Source organism: Nonomuraea sp. NPDC005730, assembly GCF_040630865.1.
Taxonomy (GTDB): domain Bacteria; phylum Actinomycetota; class Actinomycetes; order Streptosporangiales; family Streptosporangiaceae; genus Nonomuraea.
The window spans coordinates 258,193-274,470 of record NZ_JBEXYK010000004.1; the positions used below are offsets into that span (position 1 = coordinate 258,193).

Below are 16,278 nucleotides of genomic sequence, written 5' to 3' on the forward strand. Positions count from 1 at the left end.
ACCATCGCCGAATGATCGAGCTTCAGGAAGACGGGGAGATCGCCTGTTCGGCCACGCTGGTGTGGGCAGTCGTCGCTGACTACGGCCAGGATCCACGTTGGCGGAAGGGCGTCGAGACGATGGCGCCGCGCCCCGAAGGCGTCGTTCAGGTGGGCACGACCACTGCTGAGGTGATGCGGTTCGCGGGTCGGACCTATCGTAACGGCGGTGAGGTGATCCAGGTGGAGCCGGGTCGCTCGTTTGCCTGGCGCACCACCTCGGGGATTGACGCCGAGGGCGGCAGGCTCGTCGAGCCGCTCGGCGAGGACCGGTGCCGCTTCACCTTCCATGTGCGAGTCACCCCGCGGGTGACCTCCGAGAGGCTGCTGGAGCCAGCGCTGAAGTGGTTGTTGCGGCGATCGATCCGCGCCGACGTTCGCCGATTGGCTGGCCTCTGCGCTTCCTGACCCCGAGGTCACCTCGTTGCACGGCTGCTGGGAACGATCAGCTGCTCATGCCGCGCAATCACCCGACCCGGTGAACGTTGTGGCCACCGCACTAGATCGCATCCAGAGACGTTCGCCGTCGTCACGGCCGACTTCGAGCCAGGCTACGGATCCGACGCAGCGGCATCGAGCTCGCCACACCAGCCGACGTGTGTTTCGTCTTCGGACCCAACGGCAGCAGTACTTGCCGAGAAGTCAGACACGCTCACGCCTCAGGCCGCACCGTAGATAGAAGCGGTCAGCGTTGCCTGATGCGACCCTAAGCCGGTTCGGTCACCGCGGCCGACTGCCGCCACTCCAGGGCCTCTGCCGTGTCGCGGTATTCCAGGAGATGCTGACCTGCGATCTTCCGCAACACGTCGCGTACCTCGGCCGGAGTGGCGCGGAAGAAATCCCGCCGGAGGTTCACCTTGTTGAGTCGCCGGAGCCGAGATCCACGCGGGGGACTGGCTGAACCCGGATCTCGGCAAGGTCAGCTTCAAGGAGTACGGCACGGCCTGGGTCGAAGAACGCCCAGGGTTGCGGCCCAAGACCCTTCAGCTCTACGAAGGGCTTCTCCGGATCCACCTCGTACCGACTTTCGGCAACCGCACCATGAGCGAGATCAAGGAAGCGCATATCCGGAGGTGGCGCAAGACTCGTCTGGACGATGGCGTCGGGGCGGTCACGGTGGCGAAGGCGTACCGGCTCCTGGAGGCGATCTTCAACACGGCGGTCGATGACGGTCTGATCAAGTCCAACCCGTGCAAGATCAAGGGCGCGGGCAAGGAGGACTCTCCCGAGCGGCCAGTGCTGACCATGAAGCAGGTCTTCGTCCTGGCCGACTCCACCGAACCGCGGTTCCGCATGCTGATCCTGCTGGCCACGTTCGCGAGCCTGCGATGGGGCGAGCTGGCCGCGCTCCAGCGAAGGAACGTGGGCTTGGAGGCGGGCACGATCCGCGTCATCGGCACCACGACCGAGCTCAAGGACGGCTCGATCACCATCGGGCCGCCCAAGTCGGAGGCGGGTAAGCGCGTGGTCAGCGTGCCGGCCATGCTCCTGCCGGACCTTCGCGCACACATGGAGACCTACGCCGAGCAGTCCGACGACGGGCATGTCTTCGTCGGCCCCAAGGGGGCCAAGCTCCGGCGCGCGAACTTCACCCGTGTCTGGGCGGCGGCATTGAAGAATGCCAAGCTCAGTGGCTTCCACTTCCATGACCTTCGTCACACCCGAAACACCCTCGCGGCCCAGTCCGGCGCGACCCTACGAGATCTGATGACCCGCATGGGGCACTCCTCCGCGAGGGCCGCGCTGATCTATCAGCACACCGCGTTGGAGCGGGACAGAGCCATCGCAGACGCTCTCGGCAAGCTCGCCGAGGAAGCTCTGAAGCCCGAAGACCCCCAGCCGAACGAGCAAGATCCAGACGGATCGGGCACGTAGCGGGCACGGAAGATCGATGAGAGCTCGGGAAACGATCAAAGCCAGGTCGGGCATCAAACCCTGACCTGGCTTTCCGTCATTGGAGCGGGTGACGGGAATCGAACCCGCGCTGTCAGCTTGGGAACTGCACCGATCACGGTTCCTGTAGCAGGGGATTGCTGGTCGCACGGGATGTCGGCAAGGTCATGAGTGACCGTAGTTGACCGCTCGTCACCTTGGTTAATGGCCCGCTAATGGCCCGACGGTCAGCCGCCGATCGGGAGTTGGAGTATCCGCCGGAGGGACTTCCTCGGGGATGATGTGTACTGTGCCTGACCTGTTGTGGGATGACGTGAAGTGCCTCTTCGACCCCGACATCAACGGAACGTTGCCCGACGTGGTCGTAGAAGGAACGAATGTCGAGGACTGGCAGGTGCTGCTTGATCTCGTTCAGTCGCAGGGTTGGCAGCACGCCTACTCGCTGGCTGGTGAGCCGATGGAGCTTACTTCGGCTGCGGACATGGTCGCCGCTGCATCCGCCGACGCCACGCCTGAGTTGAGAGTCTGGCCGATCCCTGAGGTCCTGATGATCTTCCGGGTGTATCAGGCTGAGACGATTGACTTCGACGTCGACCTCAGAGAACTGCAAGGGCAGGAGCGGTTGGATGTCCTGGTGGTTGTCCTCCGCCTGATCGGGCAGCGTCTCGGAAAGTCTGTGCTGATGTCTCCGGAGGGTTCCCCTGGTCATCCGGATCTCGGGTTCGATGTCGAGGCTGGCCGGGTGGTACTGATGGTCGAACTGATTGGTCCGGAATCAGCGATTACGGAACCTACGGATTAAAAGTAGTCGATTCGATCAAGGGTTGGGGATTCGACCTTGGCGTCCGGTGTCCGTGGACGTCCGTTGAAAACCGCCGCCGTCCGTGCTCTTGGCTGTATTTGTCGAGCCATTGGATCTCACTCATGTCCGGATCTTTACGGGGGATACGTGAACGAGAACCGCATGCCTTCCAAGTCTGTGAACCTTCGTTCGCCACCGGTCATCACGGTCTCTAGCTGGGGCGAATGACCCAGCGAAGACACTGGTGAACGCCCCTGTCCGGGGGGAACCGAGACCTAAATGAGACCCATCCGGAGAGGATTCGGCTGTAGCACCGGGGGTGCCTTCCGGGTGTTCAATGGCCCGGCCGCCTGGCGACCAGCACCTCGGTCGCCAGTTTCTGTTCCCACCGGCCTGCGGGGTTGTCGGCGAGCAGCGCCCGTCGCAGTGTCTTGACGAAGGCGGGCAGGTGATCGCCGAGCCTGTCGGGCGAGCTGTAGGAGTAGGAGAGTTGGAGCCCGATCAGCCCGTCTACGTCCCAGGTCAGCCGTCGGCTGAATACCCGGGCTTCCAGGCTGCTGAAGGGTGATGTGGCCAGAATGTCGTGGTGATGCTCGCTGGTGGCGTGGAAGGAGTTGGCGGCGGTTTGGATGTCGAGGCCGAATTCCTCGCATACCCGTCTCTCGATCGGCTGCCATGGTTGCAAGTCCGGCTGCCAGGGCTCTCCCTGCTGCCTCGCTGGGCCGACAAGGGCCACCACGCCGCCGGGCGGCAGCAACTCGTCCAGCTCCGTCAGTACGGGCCTGCGGTTCATCCAGTGAAATGACCGACCCATCACCACGTGCTCGAACGGCGGCAACGCCCGCAGAACGGTCGAATCGCCAGGCAACCAGGCGATATTGGGGAGGCCCTGGGCTAGCCGCCTACCCTCGGCGAGCATTTCCCGCGCCGGGTCCACAGCGAGCACCGCCGTCACCCGCCGCGCCAGCGGAATCGCGATTGTCCCAGGGCCGCAGCCGAGATCCAGCACCCGGCTGTCCGCGCCAAGCGTTGCCGCCAGGTAGCCGATTGTCGCCTGACCGTAACCGGGGCGGTGTCTGGCGTAGTACGGCGCAGCCCCGCCAAACAAGTCCTCCATGGAGGGCACCATAGACGAGCTCCAGAACTCGGATTTGAGCGAATGCCCTTTAGATCTTGCTCGTTTGGGACAGCAGGGGCAGTCACCTCTTAGGTGTCCCTGAACTATTTCTGTGTTTGTGCTGGTAGAGGCGGGCCCAGTACCTGCCATCCGCGAGAGCATGCATTCCGGCTACAAGGTGGACGTGGTGACCCGCCTGACCCCGGAATCAGTGTTCACCGTCTCTTCCTGGCCGAGGACGGATCACGGGTGTGTGTAGGCGCGCAGATGCACGACCGACGACCGCTGCTCGGTGAGCCGTGCTGAGGGACGAAGCACGGATCGTCGATCGCCCCCAGCCATCGACGGTGGCCGGCCATGCCGTGGCGATCGTAGGGCTGTATCTGTGCGGCGGCGCGGCAACCCCGGTCGGCGCGTTCGGCAAGTGCGGCGGGGCCGGCGTGCGGTCGCGGCCCGGTGTCCCGCCGCCGTCCGGGACCGGCCCCCAGGCCGCACGCCCGGACGGCGGGCGGGCGGAGGGCCGGGGTACGGCGGCGCGCCGCGCCGCCGCTTGATACCTAAAAGAACAACTCGGCAATGATCGCGGTACCGCGGCACGTCGTCGCGATACGACCAAGGCACCGTTCCAAAGAGCGGTGCCTCAGTTGGTCGCTGGGATGATCAGCAGTTGACGAGCTCGGGCGACTGGTTGCGGAGTTGGGCGAGCGGCGAGACGAACTCCTCATGGGTGGAGCCGCCGACCGCATCGGGGCGGAACACCGCCAGACGATGGCAGTTCTGGAACGCGAGGGCGACCCCGAAGTGTCTTTCGATGGCGCTGCGCATGGCATCGCTGGAAAGCATGCGGAGTAGCTGGCCGCGTGCCTCCTCGCTGGGTGGCGGGACCTGGTTGTCGGCGAATTCGGCGGTGCCTGCGTGCAGACGTTCGATCAGGTTGCTGACCAGCTCCCATGCGTAAGGCAGGGAGGTGCGCACGCAGTCGATGAATTCAGCCTCCTCGACATGGCCGTGCCGTACCTTGTCGAGCAGGGCGGGCGGAACGGTTAGCGACATACCTGGAGCGTCCTGCCGTGGTAGCTCCTCGGTCAAGGCTCCATGCCTGCTGGAACACACTTCCGCCGAAGTTATGTTTCAGCCCCCGTCGAGTCTCGACGGGGGCGCTACGCCGCTGTCGGCTTGGTCTTCATCGTCCAGCGGGGCGCCGCACTTCCAGCACGTTCGGGCCTGTCGTGTCGCGAACTGCTGGCCGCAATTGGGGCAGCCCTCTGGCCTGAGTGGGATGGGCTCGCCGAACTCATCCACCAGGTATGGATCGTCGGTCATAGGCGCATCCTGACGTCACCGGGGCCGGTCCATCAAGTATGTGAACTCGTTGCGGTCGGCGGGGAACACGATGTCGGCCGCCTCGACCGGAACGAGGTTGTCGGTGCCGTCCTGGATAGCCCGGACGGTCTGGTGCACCTCGATGACGTGCACTCCGTCGGGGATGATCAGCTCCGTAGTCTCCTCGGGTGTGGGTGGCCGGACGATCAGGTGTTCCTCCACCTGTTCGATCGTCCAGCCGATGGCGGCGAACCGGGCGTTGAGGCCGCTGTTCGCGTATGTGCCCTGGTGGGGATGTTCGATCTCGGTTCCGCCAGTGATCGTCAGTGGCTCCCATGAGGTTGACATGCTCATCGGGCGCCCACCGGCGAAGATCCGGTACCGCGTCGCCATCACATGTTCCCCGGCGGCGACTTCCAGCCGTTGGGCGACCGACTCGGTAGCGGCCATCACCTGGGTCTCGTGGCGGGCCTCGGGCGTGAGGCCGGCGCGCTCTGCCTCCTGGACGTATGTGCGGTCGTTGCTCTGGAAGTACCGGTGAGGGGCCGTTCGGACCATGCGCCGGTTCTGGGCGACGAAGGTGCCCTTGCCTGCGATGCCGTAGACCAGGCCCTCGGTGCGCAACAGGTTCAGTGCGCTCTTCGCCGTGATCATGCTGACCTGGTACTGCTCGCAGATCGCGGCTGCGCTCGGAACTGGGTCGTCCGCCTGCAACGCGCCGGATTTGATCTGCTCCCTGATAGCGCCGGCGATGCGGACGTATGCGGGCTTCTTCGACTGTGCGGCGGCGTCTGTGCTGCTGAGTCCCATGTGGTCCTCCCACCCGAATCAATTGGTTGGTATGGATTGACATACCAGGTCTGCTAGAACATGCTTGGTATGTGAATCTATTCCAGGCTAGCAGGGTCCGGCGAGTTGGAAAGGGCGGGGTTTCATGACCAATCGATGCGTGTCCTGCGGCGGCCGGGGATGGAAGTACGTGAGTCCTCGCAAGGAGCTGATCGCCGGGCCGCGCGAGGCAGGCCCTTCCCCTCGCGTGCGTGACAGCTGCTCGACCTGCTGGGGCTCTCCCGTTAGAACGACCGAGCAGAGGCGGTCATCGTGAGAGAAGTTCGCCGCATGGCTTCCCCAAGCGTTTCGCCGTTGGACATGGCCGAGTCGCTGCAGGCCGATCTCCAGCGTTTGGGGATTGCCGCCGATGTTCACGACGGGTACGGCCTGGCGCTGGTGTCAGTTTGGGTCGGGCTCGTCGTGTGGTGTGACGGCGACCGGTTCTGGTGGCGCATCGGCTGGGACGATCGGCGCAAGCGCTGCGTCTACGCGTGGCATCCGGCGCTGGACCCGGCACGCGCCGCCCGCCGGGTCGCGTTCCGGTACGGAGATCTCCGCCAGGCGGGTTCGTCGCCCAAGTCGGGGCCGAACCCCAAGGCCGCGCCGTGATTCCGTCCGAGGGGTGCCTGAGTCCGCATGTCGTTATGGCCCAGCGCGGTCATGCGCGGCTGCTCTGGCAGTGCTCCCAGGCGCGCGAGCGGGTGCGGGTGCTGGCGTGGACCTGCGCCTGCAGAGTCCCGATGTACGAGTTGTGCGAGGGCGGGGGCCGAGCGTTCATCCGGCGAATCGTCCAGCTCGACAGCGGCTATCAGGTTCAGGAAACCCATCGGTGGTCCCCTGTTGAAGCTCAGGCGAACTGGACCAAGCTCTTGTCTGGGTTGGCTCGATAGGGCGAGCGTGGCGATGCGGTCGATGAGGTCGAAGGGCTTGAGGGGGCTCAAGGGCCCCCTGCCTCAACTTTCGCCAGCCGCATTTGATCAGCTTTGCAAGACAAGAGTCCGCGTCTATGCTGACGATAAGTCGAGTAGTTGGGTTGTTGTCATGTCCGTATCTGATGATGAGTACGCTCCTCCGAAGTATGCCCAGATCGTCACCGCGATCCGGCGCAAGATCGCGGACGGCACCTACCCTCCAGGCTCACAGTTGCCCTCGGAGACCCAGCTCGTTCGCGAGTTCGCGGTCAGCCGTCCTACGGTGGTACGAGCGCTTCAGGTATTGCAGCTTCGCGGGATCATCGACCGCGAGCACGGCAAGGGCTCCTATGTGAAGACCCCGACGCCCGGCTCCGAGGGTGAGTCTTCGCGGCCGGGCCGTGCCGTACTCGACCGGGTGGAATCCAGCGAGGGCGGGGCGGTCATCGAGGCTGGAGCGCGGCCGGCGCCGGGGAATGTGGCGGCGATGCTGGCCCTGCCCGAAGGGGCGCCGGTCATGATGCGCCGTGTTCTGCTCAGTGACGCCGACGAGCCCTGCGAACTGGTCACCTTCTGGTGCCCGATCGAACTGGCCGAAGGGACTGACCTCGGCCGACAGGCGCCACTGACCGTAAGCGTTCGTCAGCACCTGCAAGGGGTCAGGGGGCTGAGGCTGGATCATGTCGTGGAGCGACTGGCCGCCCGTCACCCTCTGTCCGACGAGGTCAAGGTGCTGGGAGTGGGCAAGTCGGCCGCAGTGCTGGGCGTGCTGGCTCGGGTTTTCGACGCCTCGGGCCGCCCGGTGCTGATCGTCGACATCGCGCTTCCGGGTGCGTTGCATGAGCTTGAAGACGCCTACGCACTGTGATGTGACCTAAGTCACGGCGAATCTCGGAAACTCGTATTGTCGAGTGTTCGTTTTCTGGGTAGCTTCTAACTCGACAGTACGAGTTAGCGACAGTACGACAGGAGAACAGGCCATGGCTATCCAAGGTCCCATCGCGATCGGCTTCGATCAGGTCTTTCCGCACGGCTGCTACGTCGTCGGCGAGGTCGAGCCGGTCAAGGACTTCGACGCCTCCACCGGCGGCCGGTTCGTCCAGGCCCGCGACAAGCTCACCGGAGAGCCGGTGTGGCAGATCGCGGTCATGGATGCCGACCCGACCGTCAAAGCCGCACAGAAGACGGTGGCGGTCAAGATCCTCGCGCCGGTCCAGCCGGTGCCCCCGCAATCCATGCCGGGGCTGCCGTTCACGCCGGTCGAGTTCACCGGCATGTCCGTCACGCCCTACGTCAACGCCGCCGGCCGTCTCGCGTACTCGATCAAGGTTCGCGAGATGCACGCACCTCGCCAGCTCAACCAGCCCGCCCAGAGCAAGGCTTCGGCCGGAAAGGACGCCGCCTGATGACCCGACGCCGTACCCCGCGCAACAGCGTGATCCGGCTGACCACCGGGCACGCCGCCCGCACCATGAATCACCCGTTCACCCACCGCGAGCCGGTGCTGGCGCTTGACTTCGGCGCTACCTCCGTCCTGGTCACCACAAACGGGCCGGTCACGGTGGAGGACCTGAAGTTCGCCCGCCAGCTCGCTCACGCGGCCAACCGCTTCGCTCGCTCCGTCGAGCGCAGCCTCTACGGCCTGCCCGACGGCAAGGGGGTTGCGGCATGACTCCCGGCCCGTACACCTACGTCACCCTGTCCCTGCGACCGCAGTCCACGCCGCACGTCGGCGTCTCCTTCCACACGCCCGGCCTCAAGGTTCGCGCTGGGCTCCTGCTCAGTAACCCGCGCCCGTACCTGGAGCTCTACTCCACCGAGGCGAACGTGCACATCTCCACCACCGGGGCCGGTCCGGTCACCGACGCCGATCTGAGCACCGCCCGTGAGATCTTCAACGCCGCCGCTCGCTACCTGGCCGACTGCGAGCAGTTGCACGCCGAACAGGCCGACAAGGACGCCACCGACCCGGCGACCTGACATGAGGCGGGGCCGCTGGAAGCGGCAACTTCCGGCGGCCCCTCGGTTCTCCCCTGACTCCACATCACGAGAGGTTCCCAGCTTATGTTCAAGCGGCTGCCTGGCGACGAGGCGCGTAACCTCGTCTCCACCACGCCCGATACGGCCGTCGTGTTCCGACCGGCCGTCGTCAAGACACCCGCCATCGTCACCTTCCTCGTCTACATCTGGCGCTTCCTGTCGGCCCTCGTCCGCACCACCTGGCGGCACCCGGTCGCCGTCGCTGTCCCTGTCGTCCTCGGTGTCGTCTGCTACTTCTACGGCTGGCCCGCTGCGGCATCCATGCTCGGCTTCGTCGTCCTGTCCCTGGCTGCCTGGGCCTGCACCGACTCAGAGTCCTTCGCCCGGCTCGTCGGCTTCCGACTGCTGGCCTGGTGGCGGCTGATGTCGGTCTACCGCCGTCACTGGCAAGCCGTCATGGAGGTCTCCGGGCTGGCCAAGCGAGTCAGCGGCCGGGCCTACATGCCCCGACTGGTGAAGGTTCAGTGCGATGGCTGGGCCGACCGCATCACCGTGCGCATGCTCGACGGGCAGGCCGTCAAGGACTGGACCGACCGCACCGACAACCTGGCCCAAGGCTTCGGCGCCCTCTCCTGCCGTGTCGCGCTCGTCAAGGGCGGCCGGTTGCTGCTGACCTTCCCACGCAGCGATCCACTCGCCGCGCCCATGCCAGCACTACCCATCCCAGAAGAGCCATCAGTCGGACCGATCGAGATCGGCAAGCAGGAGGACGGCCAACCGCTCCGGCTCAAAGTCCACGGAACCCACGTCCTGATCGCGGGCGCGACCGGGGCCGGCAAGGGCTCCTTCCTGTGGGACACGATCCGCGGCCTGCTCCCCGCGATGCGGGCGGGCCTGGCCGAAGTGTGGGCGCTGGATCCCAAGCTGATGGAGCTGTCCTTCGGCCGAGAGCTCTTCCAGGGCCGGTACGCCGCCGACCCGTCCGACTGCGCCGACCTGCTGGATGAGGCCGTCAGCGTCATGCAGAAGCGCGCGTCCCGCTTCGCCGGTCTCCAACGGTCCCACACGCCGACCATCGAGGATCCGTTCGTCCTGGTGCTCGTTGACGAGGTCGCGTTCCTGACCGCCTACCAACCCGACAAGCACCTCCGGCAACGCATCTCCGCAGCCCTGGCCACCCTGGCGACACAGGGCCGCTCGGTCGGCGTCGGCGTCATGGCCGCCCTCCAAGACCCACGCAAGGAAGTCATGAACATCCGCAACCTGTTCCCCGACAAGATCGCCCTCCGCCTGGACGAGTCCGAACAGGTGGACATGGTCCTCGGCGACGGCGCACGCGACCGGGGCGCACTCGCCGACCACATCTCACCTGTCCCCGAGCTGGGCGCTGGCGTGGCGTACATGCGACTGGAGACCTCACCCGAACCGATCCGCGTCCGCGCCGCCTACGTCTCCGACACCGACATCCGCCAAATGGTCGCCCTGTTCACCGAGCGAGAGGAGGCTGCATGACCAACCCGCACGACCGCGCACTACCCCGAACGATCCGGATGGCAATGCCACTGGCCCGGGATGTCGTGGAAGAGGTCGCCAAGCTGCACGGCGTGTGCATTCGGCCCGTCCCGCTCAAGCGGCTCGACACTCACACCGGACAGTGGGAACTCATCGACGTCCCGTGCGGCTCCACGCTGGAGGCCAAGTGCCCGCCGTGCGCCAAGCGCAACCGGCAACTCCGCATAGCCCAGTGCCGGGAAGGCTGGCACCTCGACCACGAACCCGCTATCACATCTGACGAGCCGACCGACGATCAACGATGGCTGGTCGAGTTCCGCGCCGATCTCCAGGCCCGGCGTGAGGAGGCTGAACAGCTCGGTGAGGACGCCGCCGACTGGGATGCCGCCATCGCCGGTCTGGACGAGGAGATCAGCGCCGCCGGGATGCGGGGGAGTGTTCTCGGCCGGACCGCCCCGAAGCGCTCCCGCTCGACCCGGCGACGGCAGGACGCGCCGGACCTGCCCAAGCGCAAGATGGCCGACACCACCCTTGGCCGCACCTTCCAAGCCGCCGACGGCAAGATCTACCGCCCAAGCCTGTTCGTCACTCTCACCCTGCCCTCCTACGGCAAGGTGCGTGACGGGGTGCCGGTCGATCCGGAGAGCTACGACTACGCGCAGGCCGCCCGGGACGCGCTGCACTTCTCCAAGCTCGTGGACCGGTTCGTGCAGAACCTGCGCCGGGTCGCGGGCTATGACGTGCAGTACTTCGGCACTGTCGAACCGCAGCAGCGGCTTGCCCCGCACCTGCACATCGCCATCCGGGGGACGCTGCCCCGCGCCGAACTCAAGCAGATCATCGCCGCGACTTACCACCAGGTGTGGTGGCCACCGACCGATGAAGTCCGCTTCGACGGCGATCACCTGCCCATCTGGCAGGACGGGGCCGGCTACCTCGACCCCGCCACCGGCGAGGTCCTGCCCACTTGGGACCAGGCACTCGACCAGCTCGAAGCCGACGAGGACGCCGAGCCCCTGCACATGGTCCGCTTCGGCCAGCAGCACAACATCCAAAGCGTCCTGGCGGGCACACCCGCCGCCGGGAAGTGGCTGGGCTATCTCACCAAGTACCTGACCAAGAGCCTGGCCGACCCTCTCGACGCCACCGCCGACAACCCGGCCCGCCGTGAGCACGCCGCCCGCCTCGTCGAGGCCCTGCGCGCCGAACCGTGCTCGCCCACCTGCGCCAACTGGCTGCGCTACGGCATCCAACCCAAGGGCGCCAAACCCGGAATGGCTCCGGGCCGCTGCCATGGCAAGGCCCACAAGCCCGACCACCTCGGCTACGCCGGACGCCGCGTCCTGGTCTCCCGCAAGTGGTCGAACAAGACCCTCGCTGAGCACAAGCAGGACCGCCGCACCTGGGTCCTGGAAGCCCTCGGCCAGGCCGACGAGACACCAGACCCGCACCGCTACGTCTGGCGACCCGTCCCGGCCGGAGACGCCAACGTGCCTCCGCTCGCCGTCCGGCTCCTTAGATCCATCGCAGAACGCCAGCGATGGCGCGCTCACCTGAGAGGACTCGAAGAACTTTCGGCAAATCCGCAGGCAGCCTGAGAGGAGGAGATCTTGGACCAACTGTTCACCGTCCCGGAAGCGGCCGAACTGCTCAGCACTTCGGTTCGCTTCGTCCGCCGACTGATCGCCGAACGCCGGATCGAGTTCGTGAAGGTCGGGCGGCACGTCCGCATCCGAGAGTCCGCACTGATCGCCTTCGTTGTCGCTGGGACCGTCCCGCCTATGACGACCTTCGACGCAACCAGAAGGGCCGCCTGATGGCGAACAAGGACAACCACCGTCGTTTCGGCAACATCCGGAAGCGCGAGTCCGGGCGGTACCAGATCCGCTATCCCGGCCCTGACGGACGCATTCGGTCAGGCACTGACACCTACGAGCGCAAGTCAGATGCAGAGCGGGCGCTGTCGCTCATCGAGGCCCAGATCATCAAGGGCGAATGGACGGACCCCGAGCGCGGCAAGGTCAAGCTCAAGGACTACGCCGAGACCTGGATCGTCCAGCGCCCCGGCCTGCGACCTCGTACGGTCGATCTCTATCGCTGGCTGCTCAAGAAGCACATCGCTCCGTATCTCGGCAACGTCCAGGTGGCCAAGATCTCTACCTCGTCCGTTCGGCAGTGGCGGGCAGACCTGCTCGGCAACGGCGTCTCGGTAGGGATGGCGGCCAAGGCATACCGGCTGCTTCGAGCGGTGCTGATGACCGCGTCCGAAGACGACCGGCTCATTCCTCACAACCCGTGCCGGATTCGCGGGGCCGGCGACGAGCATGCCGCCGAACGCCCGGTGCTCTCCGTGACCCAGGTCTTCGAGCTTGCTGGCCGGGTGGGTTTGCGGCCGATCGGCAACGTGCGCAAGGTCAAGGACGGGGTCTACCGGCTGCGCTTCCAGCGGCACGGCGAGATGCGCACGCATCCTGAGATCTTCATCACTCGCGCGGAAGCCGAACGGGCGCTGTGGAAGATGGGGACGGGCGGCAAAGCGGACTCCACGCAGGACCGCCGGTTCCGTGCCATGGTCCTGCTGGCCACCTTCGCGAGCCTGCGTTGGGGTGAGGTCAGTGCGCTACGCCGGATGGACGTGGACCTCGACGCGCGTACGGTCCGGGTACGGGTGGCCTTTGTGGAGCGCTCGTCCGGCGGCCTGGTGCTCGGCCCGCCCAAGTCGAAGGCGGGACGGCGAACCGTGGGTATCCCGCAGAACATCGTCCCGATCCTGCGCGAGCACATGGACACCTATGTCAAGGACGCCCCGGGATCACTCATGTTCCCCGGGGCCAAGGGCGGACCGATCCGTCGCAGCGGCTTCAACAGCCGTACCCGATGGGTCGATGTGGTGTCCGACATGGGCCTGCCCGGGCTGCACTTCCACGACCTGAGGCACACGGGCAACATGCTCGCCGCCGAGTCGGGCGCGGGCCTCAAGGACCTCATGGCGCGGATGGGTCATGACAACGTACGAGCTGCGATGATCTACCAGCACGCGGTCAGAGGCGCGGACGAGGCGATCACCAACGCCATCGACAGGCAACTCGCGGCCCGTGATGACGACGAGGGGGACGAGGCGGCCGGAGCACTGGTTCCCGCAGGATGATCAACGACTAATGGCCCGCTAATGGCCCGAGAAGATCGAACAGCTCCAGACATGATCAAGGCCCGGGTTGGGATCCGATTCCTGACCTGGGCCTCAGTATGTGGAGCGGGTGACGGGAATCGAACCCGCGCTGTCAGCTTGGGAAGCTGATGTTCTGCCATTGAACTACACCCGCACGAACCGAAGTACGCGTCCCCACTGTAGCGGAAACTTGCCCCCCAACAGCAAACCCAACGCCCCACCTTTTCCGGCCGGGACGGTAAGTTGGCTCACCGTGTTGCTATCTGACCGTGACATCCTTGCTGAGATCGACTCCGGCCGGCTCGCCCTAGACCCCTTCCACCAGGACATGATCCAGCCGTCCAGCATCGACGTACGGCTCGACCGCTACTTCCGTGTCTTCGAGAACCACAAGTACCCCCATATCGACCCCGCCGTCGAGCAGCGGGATCTCACGCGGATGGTCGAGCCGTCCGGTGACGAGCCGTTCATCCTGCATCCGGGGGAGTTCGTGCTGGCCTCCACCTATGAGGTGATCACGCTCCCCGACGACCTGGCCTCGCGGCTGGAGGGCAAGAGCTCGCTCGGACGGCTGGGCCTGCTGACGCACTCGACCGCCGGGTTCATCGATCCGGGCTTCAGCGGGCACGTCACGCTCGAGCTGTCCAACGTGGCGACCTTGCCCATCAAGCTGTGGCCGGGGATGAAGATCGGGCAGTTGTGCGTGTTCCGGCTCAGCTCGCCCGCCGAGCACCCGTACGGGTCGGCCAAGTACGAGTCCCGGTATCAGGGTCAGCGGGGCCCGACTCCGTCCCGGTCGTTCAGGAACTTCCACCGGACGAAGATTTGAGTGAACAACAGGTGAACATTTAGGGAACGTCGCGGAAGGATGAGCCCTCCGCACACCCGACAACAGGCCACGTCACCGGCCGGATTTCCCTGCAAAAAGCGGCCAAACTACTCCGAACCCCGGTGTCGCACAACATACGCAGGGTAGCCAGAAGGCGAAGGAGACATGAAGTTCGCATTTCGCCTGGTAACCCGTACCCTCTTCCACGGACCATCCCCGCACATCTGGAGAACGACGTGCGCCTGCGTCTCACGCCACGTGAGGACAGCTACTACGACCTGTTCGCCGACTCCGCGAACAACCTGGTCACGGCATCCCGTCTGCTGGTCGAGATCATCAGTGACGGATCGGACAGGGAAGCCCTGGCCGAGAAGATGCGCGCCTGCGAGCACGCCGGTGACGAACGCACCCATGCGATCATGAACCGGCTCAACGAGAGCTTCATCACTCCGTTCGACCGTGAGGACATCTACCGCCTCGCCTCCAACCTCGACGACGTGATGGACGCGATGGAGGCCGCCTCCGACCTCATCGTCCTCTACCAGATCGACCATCTCCCCAAAGACGTGGTCCGGCAGGTCGAGGTCCTGGAACGCGCCGCCGAGCTGACCGCCGAGGCGATGCCCCGGCTGCGTTCCATGAAGAACCTCAACGAGTACTGGATCGAGGTCAACCGCCTGGAGAACCAGGGTGACCAGGTCTACCGCAGGCTGCTGGCCAAGCTGTTCAGCGGCGAGTACGACGCGCTCACCGTCATGAAGATGAAGGAGGTCGTCGACGCCCTGGAGGAGGCCGCCGACGCCTTCGAGCACGTGGCCAACACCGTCGAGTCGATCGCGGTCAAGGAAAGCTAGGCCCAGTGGACCTCACGCTCGCCCTCGTCATCGGCGTGGTCGTCATCTCCCTGGCCTTCGACTACACCAACGGGTTCCACGACGCGGCGAACGCCATCGCGACCTCCGTCTCGACCCGGGCGCTCACTCCCAGGGCCGCGTTGTTCATGGCCGCGGCGATGAACTTCATCGGCGCCCACCTGGGCACTCAGGTGGCCCAGACGGTCGGAAAAGGGATCATCGACGCTCCCGACGGTCCGCACGGCCTGGTCGTCGTGGCCGCGGCGCTCATCGGCGCGATCGTCTGGAACCTGATCACCTGGTACTTCGGGCTGCCCTCCTCCTCCAGTCACGCGCTCATCGGCGGCCTGGTGGGCTCCGCGCTGGCCTCGGCCAGCGTGGTGCACTGGGACGGCGTCGTCGAGAAGGTCGTCATCCCGATGATCCTGTCGCCGCTGATCGGGTTCAGCCTCGCCGCGTTGATCATGATCGCAATTTACTGGATCTTCCGCAACAGCCAGCCGGGCAGGACCAACCGCGGCTTCCGCTACGCGCAGACCGTCTCGGCCGCCGCCATGGCGCTCGGGCACGGCCTGCAGGACGCGCAGAAGACGATGGGCGTCATCTTCCTGGCGCTCACGGTCGGCGGGTACGCCAGCCCCGGCGAGGGGATCCCGCAGTGGGTCATCCTGAGCGCCGCCGGTGCGATCTCGCTCGGCACGTACGCCGGTGGGTGGCGCATCATGCGCACGCTCGGCCGGCGGATCATCGCGCTCGACCCGCCCCAGGGGTTCGCCGCCGAGTCGGCCGCGGCCACCGTCCTGTACGGCGCCGCGATCGGGTTCGGCGCGCCGATCTCCACCACCCACACCATCACCACGGCGATCATGGGCGTCGGCGCGACCAAGCGGCTGAGCGCCGTGCGGTGGGGCGTGGCCGGCAACATCGTGACCGCCTGGGTGCTCACCATCCCGGCGGCCGCCCTCGTGGCGGCGCTGGCCTACGCCGTCCTCCACCTGATGGTGGAGTAGGGCGCCGGG

At 65.9% G+C, this 16,278-nt stretch carries 20 protein-coding genes and 1 tRNA gene; 16 read left to right on the top strand and 5 right to left on the bottom strand.

The window, feature by feature from the left end; genetic code table 11:
• Positions 1-11: 11 nt before the first annotated feature.
• The 3 genes from ABZ444_RS08725 (at position 12) to ABZ444_RS08735 (ending at position 2,733) form a co-directional block, all read left to right on the top strand.
• Entirely contained in the window at positions 12-446 is a 435-nt protein-coding gene (locus tag ABZ444_RS08725; protein WP_357994419.1) for an SRPBCC family protein, read from the top strand.
• 489 nt (positions 447-935) lie between these two features.
• Entirely contained in the window at positions 936-1,913 is a 978-nt protein-coding gene (locus ABZ444_RS08730) for a site-specific integrase (protein WP_357994522.1), read from the top strand.
• A 307-nt stretch (positions 1,914-2,220) separates the two neighbouring features.
• Positions 2,221-2,733 (top strand): hypothetical protein, encoded by a 513-nt coding sequence (locus ABZ444_RS08735; RefSeq protein WP_357994420.1) that lies wholly within the window; start codon positions 2,221-2,223, stop codon positions 2,731-2,733.
• Between the two features lie 334 nt (positions 2,734-3,067).
• Here the strand turns inward: ABZ444_RS08735 and ABZ444_RS08740 are convergent, their stop codons facing one another.
• Complete coding sequence (locus ABZ444_RS08740) at positions 3,068-3,850, bottom strand: class I SAM-dependent methyltransferase (protein WP_357994421.1); 783 nt, start codon at positions 3,848-3,850, stop codon at positions 3,068-3,070.
• A 362-nt stretch (positions 3,851-4,212) separates the two neighbouring features.
• Between ABZ444_RS08740 and ABZ444_RS08745 the strand changes: the two genes are divergently transcribed.
• Complete coding sequence (locus tag ABZ444_RS08745; protein ID WP_357994422.1) at positions 4,213-4,404, top strand: hypothetical protein; 192 nt, start codon at positions 4,213-4,215, stop codon at positions 4,402-4,404.
• A 106-nt stretch (positions 4,405-4,510) separates the two neighbouring features.
• On the opposite strand, the gene ABZ444_RS08750 is transcribed toward ABZ444_RS08745, so the two are convergent.
• The 3 genes from ABZ444_RS08750 to ABZ444_RS08760 form a co-directional block, all read right to left on the bottom strand.
• Positions 4,511-4,903 carry an SCO5389 family protein gene (locus ABZ444_RS08750; protein ID WP_357994423.1) on the bottom strand — a complete coding sequence of 131 codons (393 nt, stop codon included), beginning with the start codon at positions 4,901-4,903 and terminating at the stop codon, positions 4,511-4,513.
• A gap of 78 nt (positions 4,904-4,981) precedes the next feature.
• Positions 4,982-5,173: a zinc ribbon domain-containing protein gene (locus ABZ444_RS08755; protein ID WP_357994424.1), complete on the bottom strand. Its 192-nt coding sequence runs from the start codon at positions 5,171-5,173 to the stop codon at positions 4,982-4,984.
• 15 nt (positions 5,174-5,188) lie between these two features.
• Positions 5,189-5,983 (bottom strand): GntR family transcriptional regulator, encoded by a 795-nt coding sequence (locus ABZ444_RS08760; RefSeq protein ID WP_357994425.1) that lies wholly within the window; start codon positions 5,981-5,983, stop codon positions 5,189-5,191.
• A gap of 333 nt (positions 5,984-6,316) precedes the next feature.
• Between ABZ444_RS08760 and ABZ444_RS08765 the strand changes: the two genes are divergently transcribed.
• From ABZ444_RS08765 to ABZ444_RS08805, 9 genes are all read left to right on the top strand, one after another.
• Entirely contained in the window at positions 6,317-6,613 is a 297-nt protein-coding gene (locus ABZ444_RS08765; protein WP_357994426.1) for a hypothetical protein, read from the top strand.
• 432 nt (positions 6,614-7,045) lie between these two features.
• Positions 7,046-7,783, top strand: a complete 738-nt coding sequence (locus ABZ444_RS08770) for a GntR family transcriptional regulator (RefSeq protein ID WP_357994427.1) — start codon at positions 7,046-7,048, stop codon at positions 7,781-7,783.
• Between the two features lie 112 nt (positions 7,784-7,895).
• Positions 7,896-8,321 (top strand): plasmid replication, integration and excision activator, encoded by a 426-nt coding sequence (locus ABZ444_RS08775; RefSeq protein ID WP_357994428.1) that lies wholly within the window; start codon positions 7,896-7,898, stop codon positions 8,319-8,321.
• Complete coding sequence (locus tag ABZ444_RS08780; protein ID WP_357994429.1) at positions 8,321-8,587, top strand: hypothetical protein; 267 nt, start codon at positions 8,321-8,323, stop codon at positions 8,585-8,587. The genes ABZ444_RS08775 and ABZ444_RS08780 overlap by 1 nt, the downstream gene beginning before the upstream one ends.
• Entirely contained in the window at positions 8,584-8,895 is a 312-nt protein-coding gene (locus ABZ444_RS08785; RefSeq protein ID WP_357994430.1) for a hypothetical protein, read from the top strand. The genes ABZ444_RS08780 and ABZ444_RS08785 overlap by 4 nt, the downstream gene beginning before the upstream one ends.
• An 84-nt stretch (positions 8,896-8,979) precedes the next feature.
• Entirely contained in the window at positions 8,980-10,407 is a 1,428-nt protein-coding gene (locus tag ABZ444_RS08790) for an FtsK/SpoIIIE domain-containing protein (RefSeq protein ID WP_357994431.1), read from the top strand.
• On the top strand, positions 10,404-12,005 hold the full coding sequence (locus tag ABZ444_RS08795) for a replication initiator (protein WP_357994432.1): 1,602 nt from the start codon (positions 10,404-10,406) through the stop codon (positions 12,003-12,005). The genes ABZ444_RS08790 and ABZ444_RS08795 overlap by 4 nt, the downstream gene beginning before the upstream one ends.
• Before the next feature lie 12 nt (positions 12,006-12,017).
• Positions 12,018-12,224 (top strand): helix-turn-helix domain-containing protein, encoded by a 207-nt coding sequence (locus ABZ444_RS08800; protein ID WP_357994433.1) that lies wholly within the window; start codon positions 12,018-12,020, stop codon positions 12,222-12,224.
• A complete protein-coding gene (locus ABZ444_RS08805) occupies positions 12,224-13,555 on the top strand; it encodes a site-specific integrase (RefSeq protein ID WP_357994434.1) in 1,332 nt (443 codons plus the stop codon). Before ABZ444_RS08800 ends, ABZ444_RS08805 begins: the two co-directional genes overlap by 1 nt.
• Positions 13,556-13,656: 101 nt before the next feature.
• On the opposite strand, the gene ABZ444_RS08810 is transcribed toward ABZ444_RS08805, so the two are convergent.
• Positions 13,657-13,730: transfer RNA gene (locus tag ABZ444_RS08810), tRNA-Gly, on the bottom strand.
• 99 nt (positions 13,731-13,829) lie between these two features.
• On the opposite strand from ABZ444_RS08810, the gene dcd reads away from it, so the two are divergent.
• The 3 genes from dcd (at position 13,830) to ABZ444_RS08825 (ending at position 16,269) form a co-directional block, all read left to right on the top strand.
• On the top strand, positions 13,830-14,405 hold the full coding sequence (gene dcd / locus ABZ444_RS08815; protein WP_357994435.1) for a dCTP deaminase: 576 nt from the start codon (positions 13,830-13,832) through the stop codon (positions 14,403-14,405).
• Between the two features lie 236 nt (positions 14,406-14,641).
• Positions 14,642-15,259, top strand: coding sequence for a DUF47 family protein (locus ABZ444_RS08820; protein WP_106243913.1), 618 nt, complete (start codon positions 14,642-14,644; stop codon positions 15,257-15,259).
• Positions 15,260-15,264: 5 nt separating this feature from the next.
• The gene (locus ABZ444_RS08825; protein WP_357967035.1) at positions 15,265-16,269 is read left to right on the top strand and encodes an inorganic phosphate transporter; all 1,005 of its coding nucleotides are present in this window, start codon (positions 15,265-15,267) and stop codon (positions 16,267-16,269) included.
• Positions 16,270-16,278: the final 9 nt, after the last annotated feature.